At 42.1% G+C, this 19,670-nt stretch carries 16 protein-coding genes and 2 tRNA genes; 12 read left to right on the top strand and 6 right to left on the bottom strand.

The window, feature by feature from the left end:
• Positions 1-28: 28 nt before the first annotated feature.
• Positions 29-1,030, bottom strand: coding sequence for a sulfate ABC transporter substrate-binding protein (locus ABJ384_RS01410; protein WP_349928458.1), 1,002 nt, complete (start codon positions 1,028-1,030; stop codon positions 29-31).
• A 376-nt stretch (positions 1,031-1,406) separates the two neighbouring features.
• On the opposite strand from ABJ384_RS01410, the gene ABJ384_RS01405 reads away from it, so the two are divergent.
• The 5 genes from ABJ384_RS01405 (at position 1,407) to ABJ384_RS01385 (ending at position 4,094) form a co-directional block, all read left to right on the top strand.
• On the top strand, positions 1,407-1,709 hold the full coding sequence (locus ABJ384_RS01405) for a hypothetical protein (protein ID WP_349928457.1): 303 nt from the start codon (positions 1,407-1,409) through the stop codon (positions 1,707-1,709).
• Between the two features lie 129 nt (positions 1,710-1,838).
• Positions 1,839-3,347: a glutamate--tRNA ligase gene (gene gltX / locus ABJ384_RS01400; RefSeq protein WP_086197220.1), complete on the top strand. Its 1,509-nt coding sequence runs from the start codon at positions 1,839-1,841 to the stop codon at positions 3,345-3,347.
• Between the two features lie 57 nt (positions 3,348-3,404).
• Positions 3,405-3,480 (top strand) — tRNA-Ala (locus tag ABJ384_RS01395).
• Between the two features lie 30 nt (positions 3,481-3,510).
• Positions 3,511-3,586: transfer RNA gene (locus ABJ384_RS01390), tRNA-Glu, on the top strand.
• Between the two features lie 166 nt (positions 3,587-3,752).
• A complete protein-coding gene (locus tag ABJ384_RS01385) occupies positions 3,753-4,094 on the top strand; it encodes a hypothetical protein (RefSeq protein ID WP_086197221.1) in 342 nt (113 codons plus the stop codon).
• Positions 4,095-4,118: 24 nt separating this feature from the next.
• Here ABJ384_RS01385 and ABJ384_RS01380 read toward each other — a convergent pair whose 3' ends face one another.
• Positions 4,119-5,075, bottom strand: a complete 957-nt coding sequence (locus ABJ384_RS01380; protein ID WP_349928454.1) for a cation diffusion facilitator family transporter — start codon at positions 5,073-5,075, stop codon at positions 4,119-4,121.
• 399 nt (positions 5,076-5,474) lie between these two features.
• Here ABJ384_RS01380 and ABJ384_RS01375 point away from each other — a divergent pair, with 399 nt between their 5' ends.
• Complete coding sequence (locus tag ABJ384_RS01375) at positions 5,475-5,894, top strand: sel1 repeat family protein (RefSeq protein WP_349928452.1); 420 nt, start codon at positions 5,475-5,477, stop codon at positions 5,892-5,894.
• Positions 5,895-5,941: 47 nt separating this feature from the next.
• On the opposite strand, the gene ettA is transcribed toward ABJ384_RS01375, so the two are convergent.
• Positions 5,942-7,603 (bottom strand): energy-dependent translational throttle protein EttA, encoded by a 1,662-nt coding sequence (gene ettA / locus ABJ384_RS01370; RefSeq protein WP_086197224.1) that lies wholly within the window; start codon positions 7,601-7,603, stop codon positions 5,942-5,944.
• Positions 7,604-7,927: 324 nt separating this feature from the next.
• Here ettA and ABJ384_RS01365 point away from each other — a divergent pair, with 324 nt between their 5' ends.
• The 3 genes from ABJ384_RS01365 to ABJ384_RS01355 all read left to right on the top strand — a co-directional run bounded on the left by ABJ384_RS01365 (position 7,928) and on the right by ABJ384_RS01355 (position 10,800).
• Positions 7,928-9,205 carry an aminotransferase class I/II-fold pyridoxal phosphate-dependent enzyme gene (locus tag ABJ384_RS01365; protein WP_349928450.1) on the top strand — a complete coding sequence of 426 codons (1,278 nt, stop codon included), beginning with the start codon at positions 7,928-7,930 and terminating at the stop codon, positions 9,203-9,205.
• Positions 9,206-9,515: 310 nt separating this feature from the next.
• A complete protein-coding gene (locus tag ABJ384_RS01360) occupies positions 9,516-10,403 on the top strand; it encodes an SDR family NAD(P)-dependent oxidoreductase (protein WP_349928448.1) in 888 nt (295 codons plus the stop codon).
• A 79-nt stretch (positions 10,404-10,482) separates the two neighbouring features.
• A complete protein-coding gene (locus tag ABJ384_RS01355; protein ID WP_349928446.1) occupies positions 10,483-10,800 on the top strand; it encodes a hypothetical protein in 318 nt (105 codons plus the stop codon).
• Between the two features lie 36 nt (positions 10,801-10,836).
• On the opposite strand, the gene ABJ384_RS01350 is transcribed toward ABJ384_RS01355, so the two are convergent.
• Positions 10,837-11,673 carry an HNH endonuclease gene (locus tag ABJ384_RS01350; protein ID WP_349928444.1) on the bottom strand — a complete coding sequence of 279 codons (837 nt, stop codon included), beginning with the start codon at positions 11,671-11,673 and terminating at the stop codon, positions 10,837-10,839.
• Positions 11,674-11,736: 63 nt separating this feature from the next.
• Positions 11,737-14,100, bottom strand: coding sequence for a Tex family protein (locus ABJ384_RS01345; protein ID WP_349928442.1), 2,364 nt, complete (start codon positions 14,098-14,100; stop codon positions 11,737-11,739).
• A 335-nt stretch (positions 14,101-14,435) separates the two neighbouring features.
• Between ABJ384_RS01345 and ompR the strand changes: the two genes are divergently transcribed.
• The 3 genes from ompR to ABJ384_RS01330 all read left to right on the top strand — a co-directional run bounded on the left by ompR (position 14,436) and on the right by ABJ384_RS01330 (position 18,643).
• Positions 14,436-15,200, top strand: coding sequence for a two-component system response regulator OmpR (gene ompR, locus ABJ384_RS01340; RefSeq protein ID WP_180082271.1), 765 nt, complete (start codon positions 14,436-14,438; stop codon positions 15,198-15,200).
• A gap of 259 nt (positions 15,201-15,459) precedes the next feature.
• A complete protein-coding gene (locus ABJ384_RS01335; RefSeq protein WP_349928440.1) occupies positions 15,460-16,920 on the top strand; it encodes an ATP-binding protein in 1,461 nt (486 codons plus the stop codon).
• A 205-nt stretch (positions 16,921-17,125) separates the two neighbouring features.
• On the top strand, positions 17,126-18,643 hold the full coding sequence (locus ABJ384_RS01330; RefSeq protein ID WP_349928438.1) for an acetyl-CoA hydrolase/transferase family protein: 1,518 nt from the start codon (positions 17,126-17,128) through the stop codon (positions 18,641-18,643).
• Between the two features lie 95 nt (positions 18,644-18,738).
• On the opposite strand, the gene ABJ384_RS01325 is transcribed toward ABJ384_RS01330, so the two are convergent.
• A complete protein-coding gene (locus ABJ384_RS01325; RefSeq protein ID WP_349928437.1) occupies positions 18,739-19,488 on the bottom strand; it encodes a hypothetical protein in 750 nt (249 codons plus the stop codon).
• Positions 19,489-19,670: the final 182 nt, after the last annotated feature.

Here is a 19,670-nt window from a genome sequence, read left to right as displayed (position 1 = left end):
GTTTTGACTTTTTTATCGAAAATCTAGCTTAATTCTTTTCACTATAAATTTGATCAAAAATGGCCCCATTCACAAAATGGGTTTTCTGTGCTTTGGCCCATCCGCCAAACACATCCCCAATGGTAAACAGTTTGATTTTGGGAAATTGTGCCGCATATTTCGCTGCCGCTTGGGAATTGCGCGGACGAAAGAAATGCTGGGCTGCCAGCTCCTGCCCTTTTGGCGAATATAAATAGTTGAGATAACCTTTAGCCAAATTACGGTTGCCATCCTTATCGACATTTTTATCGACAATCGCCACCGATGGCTCAGCCAGAATTGAAATGGAGGGATAAACAATCTGATACTTGTCTTTGCCCAAGCCTTGAGTCGCCAGCAGGGCCTCATTTTCCCAAGACAGCAGCACATCGCCAATACCACGTTCTGCAAAAGTGGTTAAAGAGCCACGTGCGCCAGAATCCAGTACTTTGACATTGCCATACAGTTTTTTCACCAGTTCCCGTGCTTTAACATTATTTCCACCCGGCTGTTTTAATGCATAGCCCCATGCAGACAGGTAAATCCAGCGTGGTGCACCGCCGGTTTTCGGATTTGGCGTAATAATTTCCACACCCGGCTTGGTTAAATCGTTCCAGTCTTTAATATTTTTGGGATTACCCTTGCGAACCAGAAAAACCACAGTCGAGGTATACGGTGCAGAATTGTTCGGAAACTGCTTTTGCCAGTTTTTATGGATCAGGCCTGCCTTTACAATTTCATCAATATCGTTGGCTAGAGCCAGGGTCACGACATCAGCCTGCAAACCATCAATCACGGAACGTGCCTGTTTACCTGAACCGCCATGAGATTGCTTGAAATTAATGTCCTGTCCAGTACGTTGTTTCCAATACGCACCAAAGGCCTGATTATATTCCTGATAAAACTCACGGGTCGGATCATAAGACACATTCAGGAAATCTTTCGCGGCAAAACTCTGTGTCCCTATTCCCCCAAGCAATACCAAAAGAGTAGAGGCAATTATTTTTTTCATGTGTAACACTCTTATTTAACTTTTATTTAACAATGAGGACACTATATAAATCATAAATATTTTTAACAATCATAAACTTATAATGTTTTATTGATTAAAAATCAGTTTTAAAGATATCCATAAAATGCTTTAAAATGCACTTTTATTACTAAAAAATATCAGCATAAATCTACAGCTTGTTGTTTTTCCTGATTCTTCATGTTGTCTCCATATTTGTTTGATACAAAGAATACAATATTTACAGGTATTTATTATTTTGTAAAAAAGTGTGAGCTAGTTCTACTTTTGTATTTTTTTGTATGGTTAAATGGTACTCGCTCATCGGATTAAAACAATATATAAAATTCCAGCACCGGAAAAAAAGGGGGATGTGGAAATGAGATATACAGCAATTGTACAAGCGCTTAGCTTAAGTTTAACTTTAGGGTTTATGGCTCAGCTGGGACATGCAGCGGCAATCAAAAGTAGCGAAGCCAAAGTAACTTTAGGTTCTGAAAAGTCTTCATTGATTGAAAAAGCCCTGCAACAGCAAAAGCAAGGCGGAAATACGTTACGTGCCGATAACGATTTAAAGATGTTGACCGAAATTAAAGTGGCACCAACTCAAAGCTTCTTTGCTGCTCAAAACCAGAAATTCAGCCGGTTTGTGCAAGCACTGTTCCCTCAAAGCAGCTCTTAACTCAACAGCGAACTTATTCCCCTTTAGAAGTTCCTATCTAGCCTAATCATTTCAATGTTGAATTTAACATTAAGTGATTAGGCTTTTTCGTTATAATAGCCTTCATTCACATTCTGAAAAATATTGGTTATGACTGTTCGTACTCGTATTGCGCCTTCTCCTACTGGCTTTCCACACGTAGGCACTGCTTATATTGCCTTGTTTAACTTATGTTTTGCTAAACAGCATGGTGGTGAATTTATTCTTCGTATTGAAGATACCGACCAACTGCGCTCAACCCCTGAATCCGAAAAAATGATTTTAGATTCATTACGCTGGTTAGGCTTAAATTGGTCAGAGGGGCCAGATGTGGGCGGTCCACATGCACCGTACCGTCAATCCGAACGTATGGGCATCTATAAACAATATGCCTTGGAACTAGTAGAAAAAGGTCATGCTTTCTACTGCTTCGCAACACCAGAAGAACTGGATCAAATGCGTGCTGAACAGCAGGCGCGTGGCGAAACACCACGTTATGATGGTCGTGGTTTAAAGCTGTCGGCAGAGGAAGTGCAGCGTCGCCTTGCCGCAGGTGAGCCCCACGTGATTCGTATGAAAGTACCTGAAGAAGGCATTTGTAAAGTCAATGACTTACTGCGTGGGGAAGTTGAAATTCCTTGGGCTCAAGTCGACATGCAAGTTTTGCTGAAAACCGATGGTTTACCGACTTACCATCTTGCCAATGTGGTTGATGACCATCTGATGCAAATCACTCACGTTTTCCGTGGTGAGGAATGGTTACCATCGGCACCAAAACATCAGTTACTCTACCAATACTTTGGCTGGGAAATGCCAGTACTGGGTCATATGCCATTACTTCGCAACCCGGACAAATCAAAACTGTCTAAGCGTAAAAATCCGACCTCTATCAATTACTACAAAGACATTGGTGTGTTACCTGAAGCCTTGTTGAACTATTTAGGTCGTATGGGCTGGTCAATGCCAGATGAACGTGAAAAGTTCACTTTGGCAGAAATGATTGAGCATTTCGACATTAAACGTGTATCCCTCGGCGGTCCGATCTTTGATGTGGAAAAACTCAACTGGCTCAACGGTCAATGGATTAAAGCGCTCTCGCCTGCCGAGCTGTTAAATACTTTATTAGCATGGAAATCTGACCGCAATACCCTGGAAGACATTGCTGCTGCCATTCAGCCGCGTATCAACCTGCTTTCTGAAGCAGTGAACTGGGCTGGTTTCTATTTCAACCAGTTCCCAAGCATCAGCAAAGAACAGTTTGAAAGCAAGAAATTGTCTGAAGAACAGGTTCGTCAAAGCTTGCAGTTCGCCATTTGGCGTCTGGAAAGCCTGTTCACCTGGAATAACGACACGGTGAGTCAAACCTTAATGGACTTGGCCAACCAGATGGAAATTAAGCTGCGTGACTTTATGCCCACCTTCTTTATTGCCATTGCCGGTTCAACCAGTTCAACCCCAGTCATGCAATCGATGGTGACGATTGGGCCTGACTTAACTTTCGCGCGTTTACGTCATGCCCTGGAAATTGTTGGCGGACCGAGCAAAAAAGAAGCAAAAATCTGGGAAAAACTCAATGAAAGCTTAAAATTGCCGAAAAATAATGCAGTTGATGAAGCATAATTGATTTTATAGTTGACGTGTGAGCGCAATACCCCTAATATTGCGCTCACACAAACTGGGGTCATAGCTCAGTTGGTAGAGCGCTACAATGGCATTGTAGAGGTCAGGAGTTCGATCCTCCTTGACTCCACCAAGTTCCACCTTCTTTTGTGTTGCCTCAATTGTCCCTATCGTCTAGAGGCCTAGGACATCGCCCTTTCACGGCGGTAACCGGGGTTCGAATCCCCGTAGGGACGCCATATTCAAGATCGCCATAATATCGTTATGCTGATCTGATAAAAAACCCAAGCATTGCGACTTGGGTTTTTTATTGTCTCAATCTTTTATCAACTTTTATTTGCGCTGTTTTTGCTTTCTGTGTCATTCCGATTAAAATAAGCGATAAATTAAAATGATGGAGTTGTAATGCAATACCGTTGCCCAAAATGCCAAAGCCCTAAAATTATGCCTGTCGCTCAAGCCGGTAGCCCTGCAGTACGACCTGTAGTTCCTAAAAGCCTGGTCTTTCTTATTCCCGCAGTATTTATCTTATTACTGCTGGTTTTAATTAGTATTGCGATGTGGATTTTTGGCGATGGTGCAGGCTCTACCCTACAAGTTGCAACCGTAGTGGCCTTTATCATCTGCGTTATCGCCGGTTTCCTGTTTTACCGCGACCTGCCAGATTTTAAAATTTCCATGCAAGGCTTTATGCAATCGCAAAAGAAATGGAAATGCCGTGAATGTAATCACGAATGGGAAATCTAAAATAGATTTGATTTCACATCAGTTTCAGTGCTGGTGTGAATCTTCCTGATGAGGTGAATGTTCTTCGTGATCATCCTGGCGATGACAGGATGAATGCAGCCCGCATTCATAATCCTCAATCTGTAGCGTGATTTCCCGAATACCATGCTGATGCTGCAACATCTCCAAAGCTTGCTGATATAACAGCGTGCGATCTGCCTGAGGCGCATAAAGATGTACGGTCAGATGGACATTTCTGGAACTAATGGCCCATACCTTCAATTGATGGATATTTTCCACATCCTTTAACGCCAAAAGGTCATTACGTAACTGCTCAATATCAATTTCTTCCGGAACTCCCTCCAGCAGAATGTTGATACTTTGTTTGAGTAAAATCCAGGTTCTTGGCAATACCCAGAGACCAATCAACACCGCAATTAAGGTATCTACCCACATCCAGCCAGTGAAATAAATGATTGCTGCGCCCATAATCACACCGATCGAACCCACAGCATCACTTAAAACTTCCAGATAAGCCCCTTTAACATTCAAGCTTTCTGTGGCGCTGGAAAATAAAATCCGCATAGAAATCAGGTTGATCATTAAGCCAATCACCGCAACCACCAGCATGCCCAGACTTTGAATTTCAGGTGGATGGCTAAAACGCTGATAAGCTTCAAACAGAATGTACATCGCTACAACAAACAGCATCGAGGCATTAAACAGGGCTGCCAGGATTTCAAAACGCTGATAGCCAAAAGTTCTTTTATCATCTGCCGGCATTTTGCCAATTTTGATCGCCACCAAGGCAATCGCCAGGGCGGCCGCATCGGTAAACATGTGTGCTGCATCAGAAAGCAGCGCCAGACTTTGAGTGATAAAACCTGCAATGACTTCAATAATAAGAAAAATGCTGGTGAGCGCCAGGGCAAAGGTCAGCTTTTTGGCATTCGCTTCCGTCACCACTGCATGACTATGATCATGCCTATGCTGTTCAGCCATACCTACTCCTCTATTACTCTATTTTTTCTGGTTTTTGTGATAGCGATTCAATTTAATAATCATACGACCATGAGGTAATAGTATGGCATTCTTACCCTAATACAATGAGCAATAAAATTAAACCTCAACACAAGAGATTTCTTTCATAAGTCCTGTCTCTCTTGGTTTTACCCTCATCGGCAGAACAAAGGCACTGATAAAAGAAGTTCAATAATGGCTTTTCTATAATCCAGATTTAATAAAAAAATCCTTTAAAAACAAAAAATTAAAATAAAAAGTACATCATTGTTTTCAAATAAAAATTAACTTACAAATAAAAGAGATTTAATTTCTTAAAAACCTATATATATTAAGAATATTGGATAAAAATCATTTAATCCAGATGATAAGGAGCTAAATATGATCCTGCATAAAATAGAACAGATCGTTTACGCTTGGTTACCTTTATTCGACTCAACAAGACAAGGAAGACAAAACACCCTTTCCGAAGTGCAGGTAGAATATGCACAAGGGCAATATTACGAAAAATTAGCGCTTGAACATCATCAGACCTTTGAACGCCTGCATGCCTATCAACCCACATCAGAAAACAATCCTGCCATTCAGGATAAACGCAATGCTGTCTGGAACTTTTTAAGTGCGGCATTAAAAGGTCATCGTGATTCTCAGTATAAACTGGGCCTGTGTTATTTGAATGGTGAATTGGGTCTAGATAAAAATTATACCCATGCTCAGGAATGGCTCGAAAAAGCCGCCAAACAAGGTCACCCGGAAGCAATAAAGACTTTAATGTATAGTTATTCGCAAATTGCATTTTAATCAAAAAACCAGCCCGAAGGCTGGTTTTTTCACATCAAAATCGCGAATTAAGCACCGATTTTACGATATTTTTGACGACGCGTTGCCAGGTCATCACCATCGCGCTTACGGCGATATTCTTCAAACTCGGTATAGTTACCGGTGAAGAATTCTGGTGTTTCATTTTCAAATGACAAGATGTGCGTTGCAATACGGTCGAGGAACCAACGGTCATGCGATACCACCATCACAGTACCCGGGAATACCAGAATTGCATCTTCCAGTGCACGTAAGGTTTCGATATCCAAGTCGTTCGATGGCTCATCCAGCAGGATCACGTTTGCGCCCATTTGCAGGATTTTTGCCAGTTGTAAACGGTTACGCTCACCACCTGATAAACTGCCTACACGTTTTTGCTGATCTTGACCTTTGAAGTTGAAGCGACCGATATACGCACGTGATGCGATTTCGTAATCACCAATCTTCAAGATATCCAGACCACCCGATACTTCTTCCCAAACGGTTTTGTTATCGTCCAAAGTATCACGGATCTGACCCACGTAAGCGACTTTAACTGACTCGCCCAGGGTTACCGTACCGGTATCGGGTTGCTGTTCACCAGTCATCATACGGAATAGAGTCGTTTTACCCGCACCGTTAGGGCCAACAATACCGACAATCGCAGCTGGTGGAACTGTGAAAGACAAGTCTTTATACAACAGCTTGTCACCGAATGACTTGCTGATCCCTTCAACTTCTACCACCTTGTTACCTAGACGTGGACCAGGTGGAATGTAGATTTCAGAGGTTTCATTACGCTGTTGGAATTCGCGTGAGTTAAGTTCTTCAAAACGCTCCATACGCGCTTTGTTTTTCTTTTGCTGACCTTTAGCATTTGAACGAACCCATTCAAGTTCTTTTTTCAATGCTTTGGCAAAAGATTCTTCCTGCTTGTTCTCTTGCTCTAAACGGGCATTTTTCTGCTCAAGCCAAGAAGAATAGTTACCTTGGTAAGGAATACCATGTCCACGGTCAAGCTCCAGAATCCACTCTGCAACGTTATCCAAGAAATAACGGTCATGCGTAATCGCAACAATTGTGCCAGGGAAATCTTTCAAGAAACGCTCTAACCAAGATACAGATTCTGCATCCAAATGGTTGGTCGGTTCATCAAGAAGTAACATGTCCGGCTTAGAAAGCAATAAACGGCACAGTGCAACACGACGACGTTCACCACCTGAAAGCAAGGTGACATCTGCATCCCAAGCTGGAAGGTTTAATGCAGCAGCTGCTTGATCCATTTGGTTGGTCAGGTTATGCGCATCCCAAGCGTGAATGATGGCTTCTAACTTTTCTTGCTCTTTTGCAAGTTTGTCGAAGTCAGCATCTTCCGCTGCATATTCAGCAAATACTTCATCCAGACGAGCCAAAGCATCCAATGGTTCACGTAAACCATCTTCAACGTTACCACGAACGTCTTTGTTAGGATCAAGTGGTGGTTCTTGCTCAAGGTAGCCGATTTTAATACCCGGTTGAGCACGGGCTTCACCTGAGAAATCTTTATCTACGCCAGCCATAATACGGAGCAAGGTCGATTTACCTGCACCGTTTAAACCAAGCACACCAATTTTTGCGCCTGGAAAGAATGATAAAGAGATGTCTTTTAAGATTTCGCGCTTAGGCGGAACCATCTTCGACACACGGTTCATCGTGTAAATATATTGGGCCACGTAGGACTCCTCTATAGAAAAAGCAACATTCGCACTCTACCCACAGCAGTATGCGAACAAATATTTGGCGGGCATTATACGATGAAAGTACAAAAAAAATAAGGCATAGCCTTCATCTTCAATAGAATGTTACAACTAATGGCGTGTTGGTTTTTTAAACACAATCGCAGATACTCAGTTTTATTGAATTGTGACTGAATAAAACCCATAGATATAAGAAAATTAGATATTCTTTTCTAGAATACGCACTTTTATTCATATCCACAGGTGATAGACTGATGGCATAACCCACCGAAACAATTAACTCACTTAGATGATGTAAACATGACTTATAAAGATGAAACTTTAGCGATTCACGCAGGGTACAGCCCAGAACCAACCACAAAAGCGGTCGCCGTACCCATTTATCAAACCACTTCTTATGCCTTTGACAATACTCAACATGGGGCTGATCTGTTCGATTTAAAGGTTCAGGGTAATATCTATACCCGGATTATGAACCCGACGACCGCTGTCTTAGAGCAACGTCTGGCTGCACTGGAAGGCGGGATTGGCGCTTTGGCTCTGGCCTCAGGGATGTCAGCGATTACCTATGCCATTCAGACCATTGCGGAAGCCGGTGACAATATTGCGTCGGTTTCAACGCTATATGGCGGTACATACAACCTATTTGCCCATACTTTGCCTAAACAGGGTATTGAAGTTCGATTCTTTGATTACCAAAACCCTGAAGCCTTGCGTGGTTTAATTGACGAGAAAACCAAACTGGTGTTTGTAGAATCGATCGGCAACCCACTCGGCAATATCATCGATCTGGAAGCCATCTCTAAAATTGCCCATGAATATGGTGTACCGGTGATTGTGGATAATACCGTTGCCACGCCTGCCCTGCTTAAACCTTTTGAATATGGTGCCGACATTGTCGTGCATTCACTGACCAAATATATTGGTGGTCACGGCAATTCAATCGGTGGTGCCATTGTTGATAGCGGTAAATTCCCTTGGGGCAAATATCCTGAACGTTTCAAAGTATTAAATACACCTGACCCAAGTTATCACGGGGTTAATTATGTCGAAGCCTTAGGTGCGGCTGCCTATATTGCCCGTGCGCGTGTGGTCCCTCTACGCAATACAGGGGCTGCAATTAGCCCCCTCAGTGTATTCCTGATCTTGCAAGGTTTGGAAACACTGAACCTTCGTATGGAACGTCATACTGAAAATGCGCAGAAAGTGGCTGAATATTTAAAACAGCATCCGAAAGTCAAATGGGTCAATTATGCTGGTTTAAAAGATCATCCTCAGCATGCGCTGGCACAAAAATACGTGAAAGGTAAACCTTCAGCAATTCTGTCTTTTGGTGTGCAAGATGGTCGTGAAGGCGGAACACGCTTTATTGATGCCCTACAACTCTTTACCCGTCTGGTCAATATTGGCGATGCGAAAAGCCTGGCCTGCCATCCTGCCACTACCACCCATCGTCAGCTCAATGAAGAAGAACTGAAGTCTGCAGGGGTGAGTATTGATATGGTCCGTTTATCTGTCGGTATTGAACATATTGATGATTTAATTACAGATTTGGAACAGGCATTGGCGCAAGTTTAAAGCTTTTGATTAGAATGCAATTTAGCCTTCTTTCTAAACGAAAGAAGGCTACTTTTATTTGAGTATAATTTTTTGATTATTTCTCTTTGCTTTGGTTTTAATTCATGGTAAAAATTAAATAACAGTTAAAACAATAATAGAGCAATTACTCTAATTATATTTGTAAATTCAATTACTTATTTGTAGATTTTTTCCCAACATTCGCTATTATAAACGGCTCGAGAATAGCTTAAATTCCCCAAATTTTGAGCGCTAGAATCAACTAAAAAAATAATCTAAATTTTTATTCTATTGAAACCAGGAAAATATTGTGAATTCTAAACTAGAGAAAATTTTTCAGAATCGAGTCAACGGCAAAGTTGTTTTAATTACTGGTGCATCTAGTGGTATTGGTTTAACCGCTGCACATAAACTCGCCGATGCCGGTGCACATGTTCTGTTGGTGGCTCGTACCAAAGAAACATTAGATCAAGTCAAACAAGAAATAGAAGCCAAGGGTGGCAAAGCCTCTGTTTTCCCATGTGATTTAAATAACATGGAATCTATTGATGAGGTATCAAAAGAGATTTTAGCCTCTGTAGACCATATTGATATCCTGATCAACAATGCAGGACGCTCAATTCGTCGTGCAGTTCATGAATCGACCGACCGATTCCATGATTTTGAACGCACCATGCAGCTGAATTACTTTGGTGCAGTACGTTTAGTAATGAATATTCTGCCACAAATGATGATTCGCCGGGATGGCCATATCATCAATATCAGCTCGATAGGTGTCTTGGCCAATGCGACACGTTTTTCCGCTTATGTGGCTTCTAAAGCTGCACTGGATGCATTTAGCCGCTGTCTGTCTGCCGAAGTCCATTCGCATAAAATTGCCATTACTTCAGTTTATATGCCCTTGGTTCGTACCCCGATGATTGCACCAACCAAAATCTATAAATACGTACCCACCCTGTCTCCTGAACAGGCAGCCGATTTAATTGCCTATGCGATCGTGAAACGTCCGAAAAAAGTAGCAACTCACTTAGGCCGTTTGGCTTCAATCACCTACTCTATTGCACCAGATATCAATAACAAATTGATGTCAATTGGCTATAACCTGTTCCCAAGCTCTTCTGCTTCGGTAGGTCAACCACAGAAGCTGAATTGGGTTCAAAAAGCGTATGCACGTTTGTTCCCGGGTGAACATTGGTAAAATTGTGCAATACGAAAGCCAGTCAATAGACTGGCTTTTTTATGTTATAAACACCCATCATTTTTGCTTTTAGATTTTTATGCGGACTGCTGCTCTTATTTTCCAATATGGCTGTTTTGCCTTTGCTCTTTTTCTTTGCTATCAAGTCGGTACTTCTATATACCTACAAGATTATCAATTGATGGATATCGTCAGCGATATCGGTACTATTTTAATTTGTATCGATTTAGGCGTATTCCTACATTTCAATAAGTCTCTGGCATCATTAAAAATGAAAAACGCTTCTCAGCAGCCTGCTGTTCGGGTTTCAACGATAGAAAAAATCACGCGTAAGTTCGGTCATTTGGGTATTATTCTGATTATCTGTAGCTGGATTGTGCCAATCATTAATTCATAAAGATTAAATAAAAAACCTCTCAATTGGGAGGTTTTTTTATTTATTACGATATTCATAAAATAATTTTAGTCTATTAACTGTCATTTCAACCCCATCTATTTTTCTGTGTAACATAGCATGACAGTTAGGGCAAACTGGTATAAGGTCATTTTGGGGATCAACTTTATAATTTTGTTGAATCTGATGTAGTGGCTTCAAATGATGCACATGAATAAAACCTTCAGCAAAAGCACCATAAGTTTGTCCAAAGTTCATATTACATACAAAACAGTTTTCGCCATGTATCTCAATACACTTCTTACGAGCAATCGAATCTCTTTCGTATACATTTACTGTAATTTGCTTTTTTCCACCTTCAGGAAAAGTTTCTTTCTCGACATTTGCTTCTTCAGGAAAGATATTATCTTTTAACTCTGCATCATCTAAAAAAAAACGATCAATATAATCAAACAGCTGGTTAGCTTTTTGTATTTGTTCTTGTGTTTTCCCTTCTATTTTATCATTTCTACGACCTTGGAAAATCTCATCATCATTAATCAGACGATTCCTTCTGATTGCATCAAGAAATAAACTTTCATTTTTAATAAAACTTATTGGTTTTAAAATTAGATAATCTCCACTGTACCTTTCTAACTCAGCTAAGTTTTTCCAATATTTTTTTTGTTCCTGTGTTAATTCCCTATTTAATACGATATTCAATAATTGATATTTATATTGAATTTGTTTCTCAGGAGCTGAAATATATAAATAAACAATATCTCCTATTTTGACTTTTGAATCCTTCTTTCCCCAATAAATAACATCTAAATTCTTATATGCTCCATGAATATCATAAGTATCCTTAGCATTAACAGGAAAAAGCCATCTATTCATATATAAATCCAAAAAATAAAGCCTCCAATCAGGAGGCTTTAATATAGCTTAGAAAATCAAAGATTACTTCGAACCTTTAATCCCTGCTTGCAATAACAACGCACCTAAACCGCCAATTTTATTTTCTTGTGGTTTAGCCGCTTGAGGCTTTTTATGACCTTGTGGGCGGTCACCTTGCGGACGTGCATGCTGTGGACGTTTGCCTTGAGGCTTACGCTCAGCACGTTGTTCATTCTGAGCATTGTCACGGCGTGGCTGACGTGGTGCTTTAGCCGGAGCCTCAGAACCTTCAGGACGCATAGACAAGTTCACACGGTTACGTTCAGCATCGACAGTGAGCACACGTACTTGCACGATCTGACCCGGTTTCACCACTTTGTGCGGATCGGATACAAACTCATTCGCCAGTTCAGAAATATGCACTAAACCGTCTTGATGTACACCTACATCTACAAAGGCACCGAAGTTGGTAACATTGGTGATCACACCTTCCAGCTGCATGCCTTCAGTCAATTGTGACACTTCAGTAATGTCATCACGGAACTTGGCTGTACGGAATTCCGGACGTGGGTCACGGCCCGGCTTTTCCAGTTCAGCCAATACATCCTGAATGGTTGGCAAACCAAACTGCTCATCAGCAAATTCTTCGGCATTCACCTGGCGAATGATTTCAGAATTACCAATAATGTCTTTTACCGTAGTGGCTTTTGCTGCAACAATTTTTTCTACCAAGCCATAAGACTCAGGGTGAACGGCAGATGCATCCAGTGGTTCAGAGCCATCTTGAATACGCAAGAAACCTGCCGCCTGTTCAAAGGTACGCTCGCCTAAACGTGGTACATTTTTGAGTGCCTGACGGTTATCAAAACGGCCATTTTCCTTACGGAAGTCAACAATTTGTTGGGCAATCGATTTGTTTAAACCTGCGATATAACCCAAGATTGCTGAAGATGCTGTATTCACATCTACACCGACCGAGTTCACACAGTCTTCAACCACAGCTTCCAGCGTTTTTGCCAAACCGGCCTGATTCACGTCGTGCTGGTACTGGCCCACACCAATCGATTTCGGATCAATCTTCACCAGTTCAGCCAATGGATCTTGTAAACGGCGTGCAATCGATACAGCGCCACGAATCGAAACGTCTAATTCAGGAAGTTCTTGTGAAGCCAGTTCCGATGCCGAATAAACCGATGCCCCTGCTTCACTGACGGAAACGCGCGTCAATTTCAAATCAGCATTTTGAGCCATCATTTCAGCCACAACAGCTTCAGTTTCACGGCTGGCAGTACCGTTACCAATGGCAATCAGGTCAACATTGAATTCACGGCATAGACGGGCAAGCTCTGCAATTGAACCTGCTTTATCTTCTTTAGGCGCAAACGGATAAATGGTGCTATGCGCAACCACATCGCCTGACTGGTTCACTACAGCCAGTTTCACGCCAGTACGGATACCAGGGTCTACACCTAAGGTGCAACGTGCACCCGCAGGCGCAGAAAGTAATAAATGACGCAGGTTTTCAGCAAAGACTTCCATCGCCTCTGCTTCAGCAGCCAAGCGTTTTTCAGTCAATAATGAATGTTCGATTTGTGGACGGACTTTGCCTAACCAGAACAGTTTTGCAGTTTGCTTCAAGTAATCTTGACGTGTTTGCGGTTGCACGGTGTCCAGGTTATATTCAGTTTCAATACGAGCAAGTGGGGCATCATCTTCACCATCCACTTTTAAGCCCAGGACATTTTCTTGACGGCCACGCAGCATTGCCAATAAACGATGTGAAGGTACTTTGTTTAAGTTTTCAGAAAAATCGAAGTAATCTCGGAATTTTTTACCGACTTCTTTTTTCTCTTCACTTGCAACTAGACTTTTTAATACAGCAGTTTTGGCAAAGCTGGCTTTTAATTCAGTGGTTAAGGCAATATTTTGCGCCCAGTCATCAATCAGAATGTGCTGGATCGCATCAAGCTGGGTTTCCACATCCGGATAATCTTCATGGCTAAAGCCAGCGAGTGCTTCTGCAGGATCAACTTGCTCGCTAAAGATTTTTTCAGCAATTGGCCCGAGGCCCGCTTCTTTGGCTTTAAATGATTTGCTGGTACGTTTTGGACGGTACGGTGCATAAAGTTCTTCTAAAGCATTCTTGGTTTCAGCAGCATTTACACGTGCCAACAAATCGTCTGACAATTTATTTTGTTCTTTCAGAGATTCAATTACTTTTTCACGGCGTTCAAATAAATCACGTAAATACGATAAACGGGTGTCGAGTTGGCGTAACTGGATATCGTCCAAGCCTTGGGTTACTTCTTTACGGTAACGTGCGATAAATGGAACGCTTGCACCTTCATCAATCAGCTTGATGGCAGCTTCTACTTGATTTGGACGTACGGCAATTTCTTTTGCCAACTGCTGAACTAAGTCAGTCATCGTGTTTGATCCCACAAGGATAAGTACTAAATGGCATGATTATAAAGACCAAGACCATAAAATCCACAACTGTTTTGATTAAATTTATCAGTGGTCAGTATTGCCAATTCACAGTTTTTTTAGAATTTGCGACAAAATTAGGTGATAAGTAGATTTTAACTCTACATATTCAGCAGGATAAGCGATAATTTAGATGTATATATTTGGTATCTATGTCTTGATTTTATCTGCAATATTTGTTGCTTTAGAGCATAGTAAACAGATACAAATGAATCGTATACTCAAGATCATCCGAACTTTTGTTTACGATGACAATAAAGATAAAGGAGCACATCATGAGTTTAGTGGTACCTGCTGAAAAAACAGATCCAGTACAAAATGACCCTGATCGCGTCGAGCGCATTCTCGTTGTGGATGATGATGTGCGTTTACGTACGTTGTTACAACGTTTTCTAGAAGATAAAGGCTTCGTGGTCAAAACTGCTCACGATGCAACGCAAATGGATCGTTTATTGCAGCGCGAACTTTTCTCCCTGATCGTGCTCGATTTTATGCTTCCTGTTGAAGATGGTTTAAGTATTTGTCGCCGTTTACGCCAATCCAATATCGATACGCCTATTATCATGCTGACTGCCCGTGGCAGTGATTCTGACCGTATTGCCGGCCTGGAAGCAGGTGCTGATGATTACCTGCCTAAACCGTTTAACCCGAATGAGCTGCTCGCACGTATCCGTGCTGTATTGCGCCGCCAGGTTCGTGAAGTCCCGGGTGCACCAAGCCAGCAAATGGAAGTCGTGAGCTTCGGCCCTTGGTCACTGGATTTGTCCACCCGCACCCTGACCCGTGAAGGCCAGGTGGTAACGCTGACCACGGGCGAATTTGCAGTACTGAAAGCACTGGTACAACATCCACGTGAACCCTTAACCCGTGACAAGTTGATGAATTTGGCACGTGGCCGTGAATGGGGTGCGATGGAACGTTCGATTGATGTTCAGGTATCACGTTTACGTCGTCTGGTGGAAGAAAACCCTGCCCGTGCGCGTTATATTCAAACGGTTTGGGGCGTAGGCTATGTGTTTGTTCCAGATGGTGCTGAATAAGCCAATTTTTATCGGATAAGACAAACTCAAATACTTGTCCGGAAAAGCCATTCGCTGCTGTTTGAGCCATACTTCAACAGAATTTATAGATGAATGATGGAGAGTTCAGCGAATGGCAAAAGTTTTCTTGCGTAACAGTGTTACTCATTTTTAAAAAAGTAACTTAAGCAAATCCTTCAATTGAATGTCAAAGCAGTAAGACTCAGCCAAGAACATCACTGCCGATTTTCAAAAATAAAAATGCCCACAGGAAGCTGGCGTGAAACTCGAACCCATCGACCCGCAAAAATTTACGGATTACGAAGCTTATTCAGAAAAGAAGCGAACCCGCTGGGAACGCTTTCTGGATAAGATTAAGCCGCGTTCTGCTGCAATGCGTACCACAGTGCTGGTGTTATTCGTTGTGTTTTTCAGTTTATTTATGTCGTTGTGGTTCTTTTGGCGTACGCTTTACCTTCCTGAAATTCAGCAGCATGCCCGCTATTTAGGGGTCGAGCTGGAAATTCTAAACAATCCTGACTTACGTATTTTTCATAATAATGCCGAAGTGGATGCCGATTTATGGCTCAAAAATCGGGTCGGTATTGAATATATTACCAATCCTGCAGAATATCCCCGTGTAAGAGACAAGGTGATTGCCGAGTTTTTTACCAATCAAATAGAAAAAAAGCTGGCAAAAGAACTGAAAGTTGAAAATGTAACGGTTTATTTCCAGTTTAAACCCAGTCCCAGTATCTGGATTCAGACTCCAGAAATGAACGGAAATTGGGTCCGTGAACCTTTAAAAACCTATGCCAACTATAGTCCCGAACTGATCTATGGCTGGTTAGTTGGTATTCCACTGATTGCTGCTGCCATCATTTTGACTCTAGTTCGCCAGTTGAACCGCCCGCTTCGCCGTTTGCAGGATGCAGCGAACAACTATAGCAAAACCGGCTCAGCACCCTATCTGGAAACCAATCATGGGCCACAAGAGATTCGTGAAGTCAATCAGGCCTTCAATCATATGATTTATACGCTGGAGCAGACTGAACGTGACCGCCGTATTATGCTGGCGGGGATTTCGCACGACTTGCGTACTCCGCTAACCCGTATCCGCTTAAGTGCAGAAATGATGCCCGATGATGACTTTTTGAAAGAAGGCTTCATTTATGATGTCGAAGATATGGATGCCATCCTGAACCAGTTCATCTCCTACATGCGTGATGGCTCTGATGAAGAACTTCAGGACACCGATATTAATATGCTGTTACAGGAACTGGTCATTCAGTTCAAGCCGCTGGACGTGCGTTTTGAAGCTGAGGAAGTTCCAATTATTCAAGCACGTAGCCAGTCTTTAAAGCGCCTGATTGGTAATCTGATTAACAACTCCAAACGCTATGGCGCCGAACCGATCGAGTTATCTGCAAAAGTGGAAAACAATCACCTGCTGATTCGTGTCGCCGACCATGGCGAAGGTATTCCTGAAGACCAAATTGAAGATTTGATGCAACCTTTCGTGCGCGGCAATGAAGCCCGGACCATTCAGGGCAGTGGTTTAGGTTTGGCCATCGTAAAACGTATTGTTGATCTTCATCAAGGGCAGCTTACCATTCAAAATCGCGCGCAAGGCGGTTTGGAAGCACTGATTTCTTTACCTCTACTGCATGATGAAGTTGAGGAAAATATCCCGCAAGGCACTTTAGAAAAAATTAAACAAACGATTACGGGACACTTTTAAGCTTTGATCAATTAATCAACAAACAGTTTTGTTTAATGATTAACCCCCTGGTTTTTACACTATTAAAATCAAGGCATTAAAAACCATAAAAATTCGTTATACCCACATTTTTTCAAAAAATTAGACCTTAGCCTAACAGGCATGCACAATTTGTTTTTTGGACGGTACAATCCGTCTAGTTTTGAACAAGAATTGAGCGTAGACCATGTCTTTAGATCGTATTCGTTTAGCGTCACTTCATGACAAAGTCATGAGCGCAGAACAAGCTGCTACTTTTATCCAAGATGGTATGACTGTAGGTATGAGTGGATTTACTCGTGCAGGTGAAGCAAAAGCTGTTCCCCTGGCACTGGTAAAACAGGCTCAAACAAATCCTTTGAAAATTACTTTAATTACAGGCGCAAGTCTTGGTAACGATTTAGATAAACAGTTAACTGAAGCTGGTGTACTTGCTCGCCGTTTACCGTTCCAGGTGGATAATACGTTACGTAAAGCCATTAACAAAGGCGAAGTGATGTTCATCGATCAGCATTTGTCTGAAACTGTTGAACAAATGCGTAACCAGCAACTTAAAAAGCCAGATGTGGCAGTGATTGAAGCTGTTGCCATTACTGAAGATGGCGGCATCATTCCAACCACATCTGTGGGTAACTCTGCTAGCTTTGCTATTTTCGCTGAAAAAGTGATTGTAGAAATCAACACCAACTTAAGCCCTGCTTTTGAAGGTTTACACGACATCTACATCCCTACTTACCGTCCAACACGTCAACCTATTCCGTTGACTAAAGTGGATGAGCGTATTGGTACAACAGCCATCAATATCGATCCTGCAAAAATTGTCGGTATCGTATTCAACAGCGAATACCACGATTCTCCATCTACCGTGACTGCACCGGATGATGAAACTCAAGGCATTGCGAACCACTTGATCGCATTCTTTGAAAAAGAAGTGGCTGAAGGCCGTCTTCCTTCTAATCTTGGTCCATTACAGGCAGGTATCGGTTCGATTGCCAACGCAGTATTGACCGGTTTGAAAGATTCGAACTTCGAAGACTTGATCATGTACTCAGAAGTACTTCAAGACTGTACCTTCGAATTGATTGATGCTGGCAAAATGAAATTTGCTTCAGGTTCTTCAATTACGCTTTCTGCTAAATATGGCGAAAAAGTATTTAATAACCTTGAACAATACAAAGACAAACTTGTGCTTCGTCCACAAGAAATTTCGAACCACCCTGAACTGGTTCGTCGTCTCGGTATTATCGGTATCAACACTGCATTAGAGTTCGACATTTACGGTAACGTAAACTCAACTCACGTATGCGGGACCAAAATGATGAACGGTATCGGTGGTTCTGGTGACTTCGCACGTAATGCCCACTTGGCAATTTTCGTGACTAAGTCTATCGCTAAAGGCGGTGACATTTCTTCTGTGGTGCCATTTGCTTCTCACGTTGACCATGCTGAACACGACGTAGACATTCTGGTAACTGAACAGGGTCTTGCTGACTTACGTGGTTTAGCACCTCGTGAACGTGCGCGTGTGATTATCGACAACTGTGCTCACCCGATGTACCGTGATGCTCTAAACGATTACTTTGATCGTGCATGTGCTAAAGGTGGTCAAACTCCACACATTCTTCGTGAAGCGCTGTCTTGGCATTCAAACTTCGAAGAAACCGGCCATATGCTTGCTGCTCAGGCTGAAGAGAAAAGTGCTTAATCGCCTCACTCAATAGTATAAAAAAGCGTACTTCGGTACGCTTTTTTATTTTAAACTGCTGCTTTAGCTGACATCCCCCAATCGAAACTCAAAATCTATAAACGCTGCTCAACCGCCTGACGGTTTTGCTTTTTAATTTTTTCTATTTCTGCATTTAACTGCAGAATCTGCTTATACAGATCATTAAACTGCTTGAGGGGCTGATCCTGATAAAACATAAAGGTCTTGTTCTTTTTCTCCCATTGATTATTTTTAAGAATCTGGAATAAGGCATCCGCCTTATCTAGAACCTGTAGCTCCAGAGCAAATAGCGCATGGGTCTGATCGCTATCCAGGCTTTCACGCAAGCTATCGGTGAGCTGATGCCTGAGATGTGATTTAATCGATAATTGTTTAGCCCGGGCTAAGGTATTTTGTTCACGCTGTAGGGTTTGTTGCTGATAGCGCTTCGCGAGCAGATGTGCTTGCTGCAACATCTGCTCGGTTTCTGCATATTTCTGCTCGCGGTCTTGGTCTAAACGGTCGATATTTAAAAACTGATCCCAGTGAATCGCTTTCAGCTCGCGCAAATACTGATTTCTTGCTTCGGCATTTTGAATCATTTCACTCAACACAAAATCCGCCATCACTTTATAATCGCCCTGCAGACGATTATCTGAAACATTGATCTGGATCGGCTTAGACCAGTCTTGGGCCTGCTGATAAATGAGTTCAGCTTTTTCATACAATACCGTTTGGTAGCTGTGCAGTTGGCTGAGTTCCTTTTGCTGAACCGAATATTGATACAACATCCAGCCAAATACGCTGCATGTTGCCAATGCCAAGATGAGAAAAATTCTGGGCATACCAGACTCCTCTATACCGCCTTTTTCACATCATAACTTGATTCAGCCTTAAATCATTCATTTATCAAACAACAAGTACACAAAGTATGCAGGACAGCAAATGAGTTAAAATCAAGTCCATATGTCTTGTTTAAGAAAATGGCTCATTGAAGATTAAACCGCATAGCTAAAAAAGCCCGATA

The organism is Acinetobacter sp. A1-4-2 (assembly GCF_040233925.1).
In the GTDB taxonomy this organism is placed as follows: domain Bacteria; phylum Pseudomonadota; class Gammaproteobacteria; order Pseudomonadales; family Moraxellaceae; genus Acinetobacter.
The sequence above is the reverse complement of the archived record's forward strand: the minus strand, read 5'-3'. Positions and strand labels throughout refer to the sequence as shown.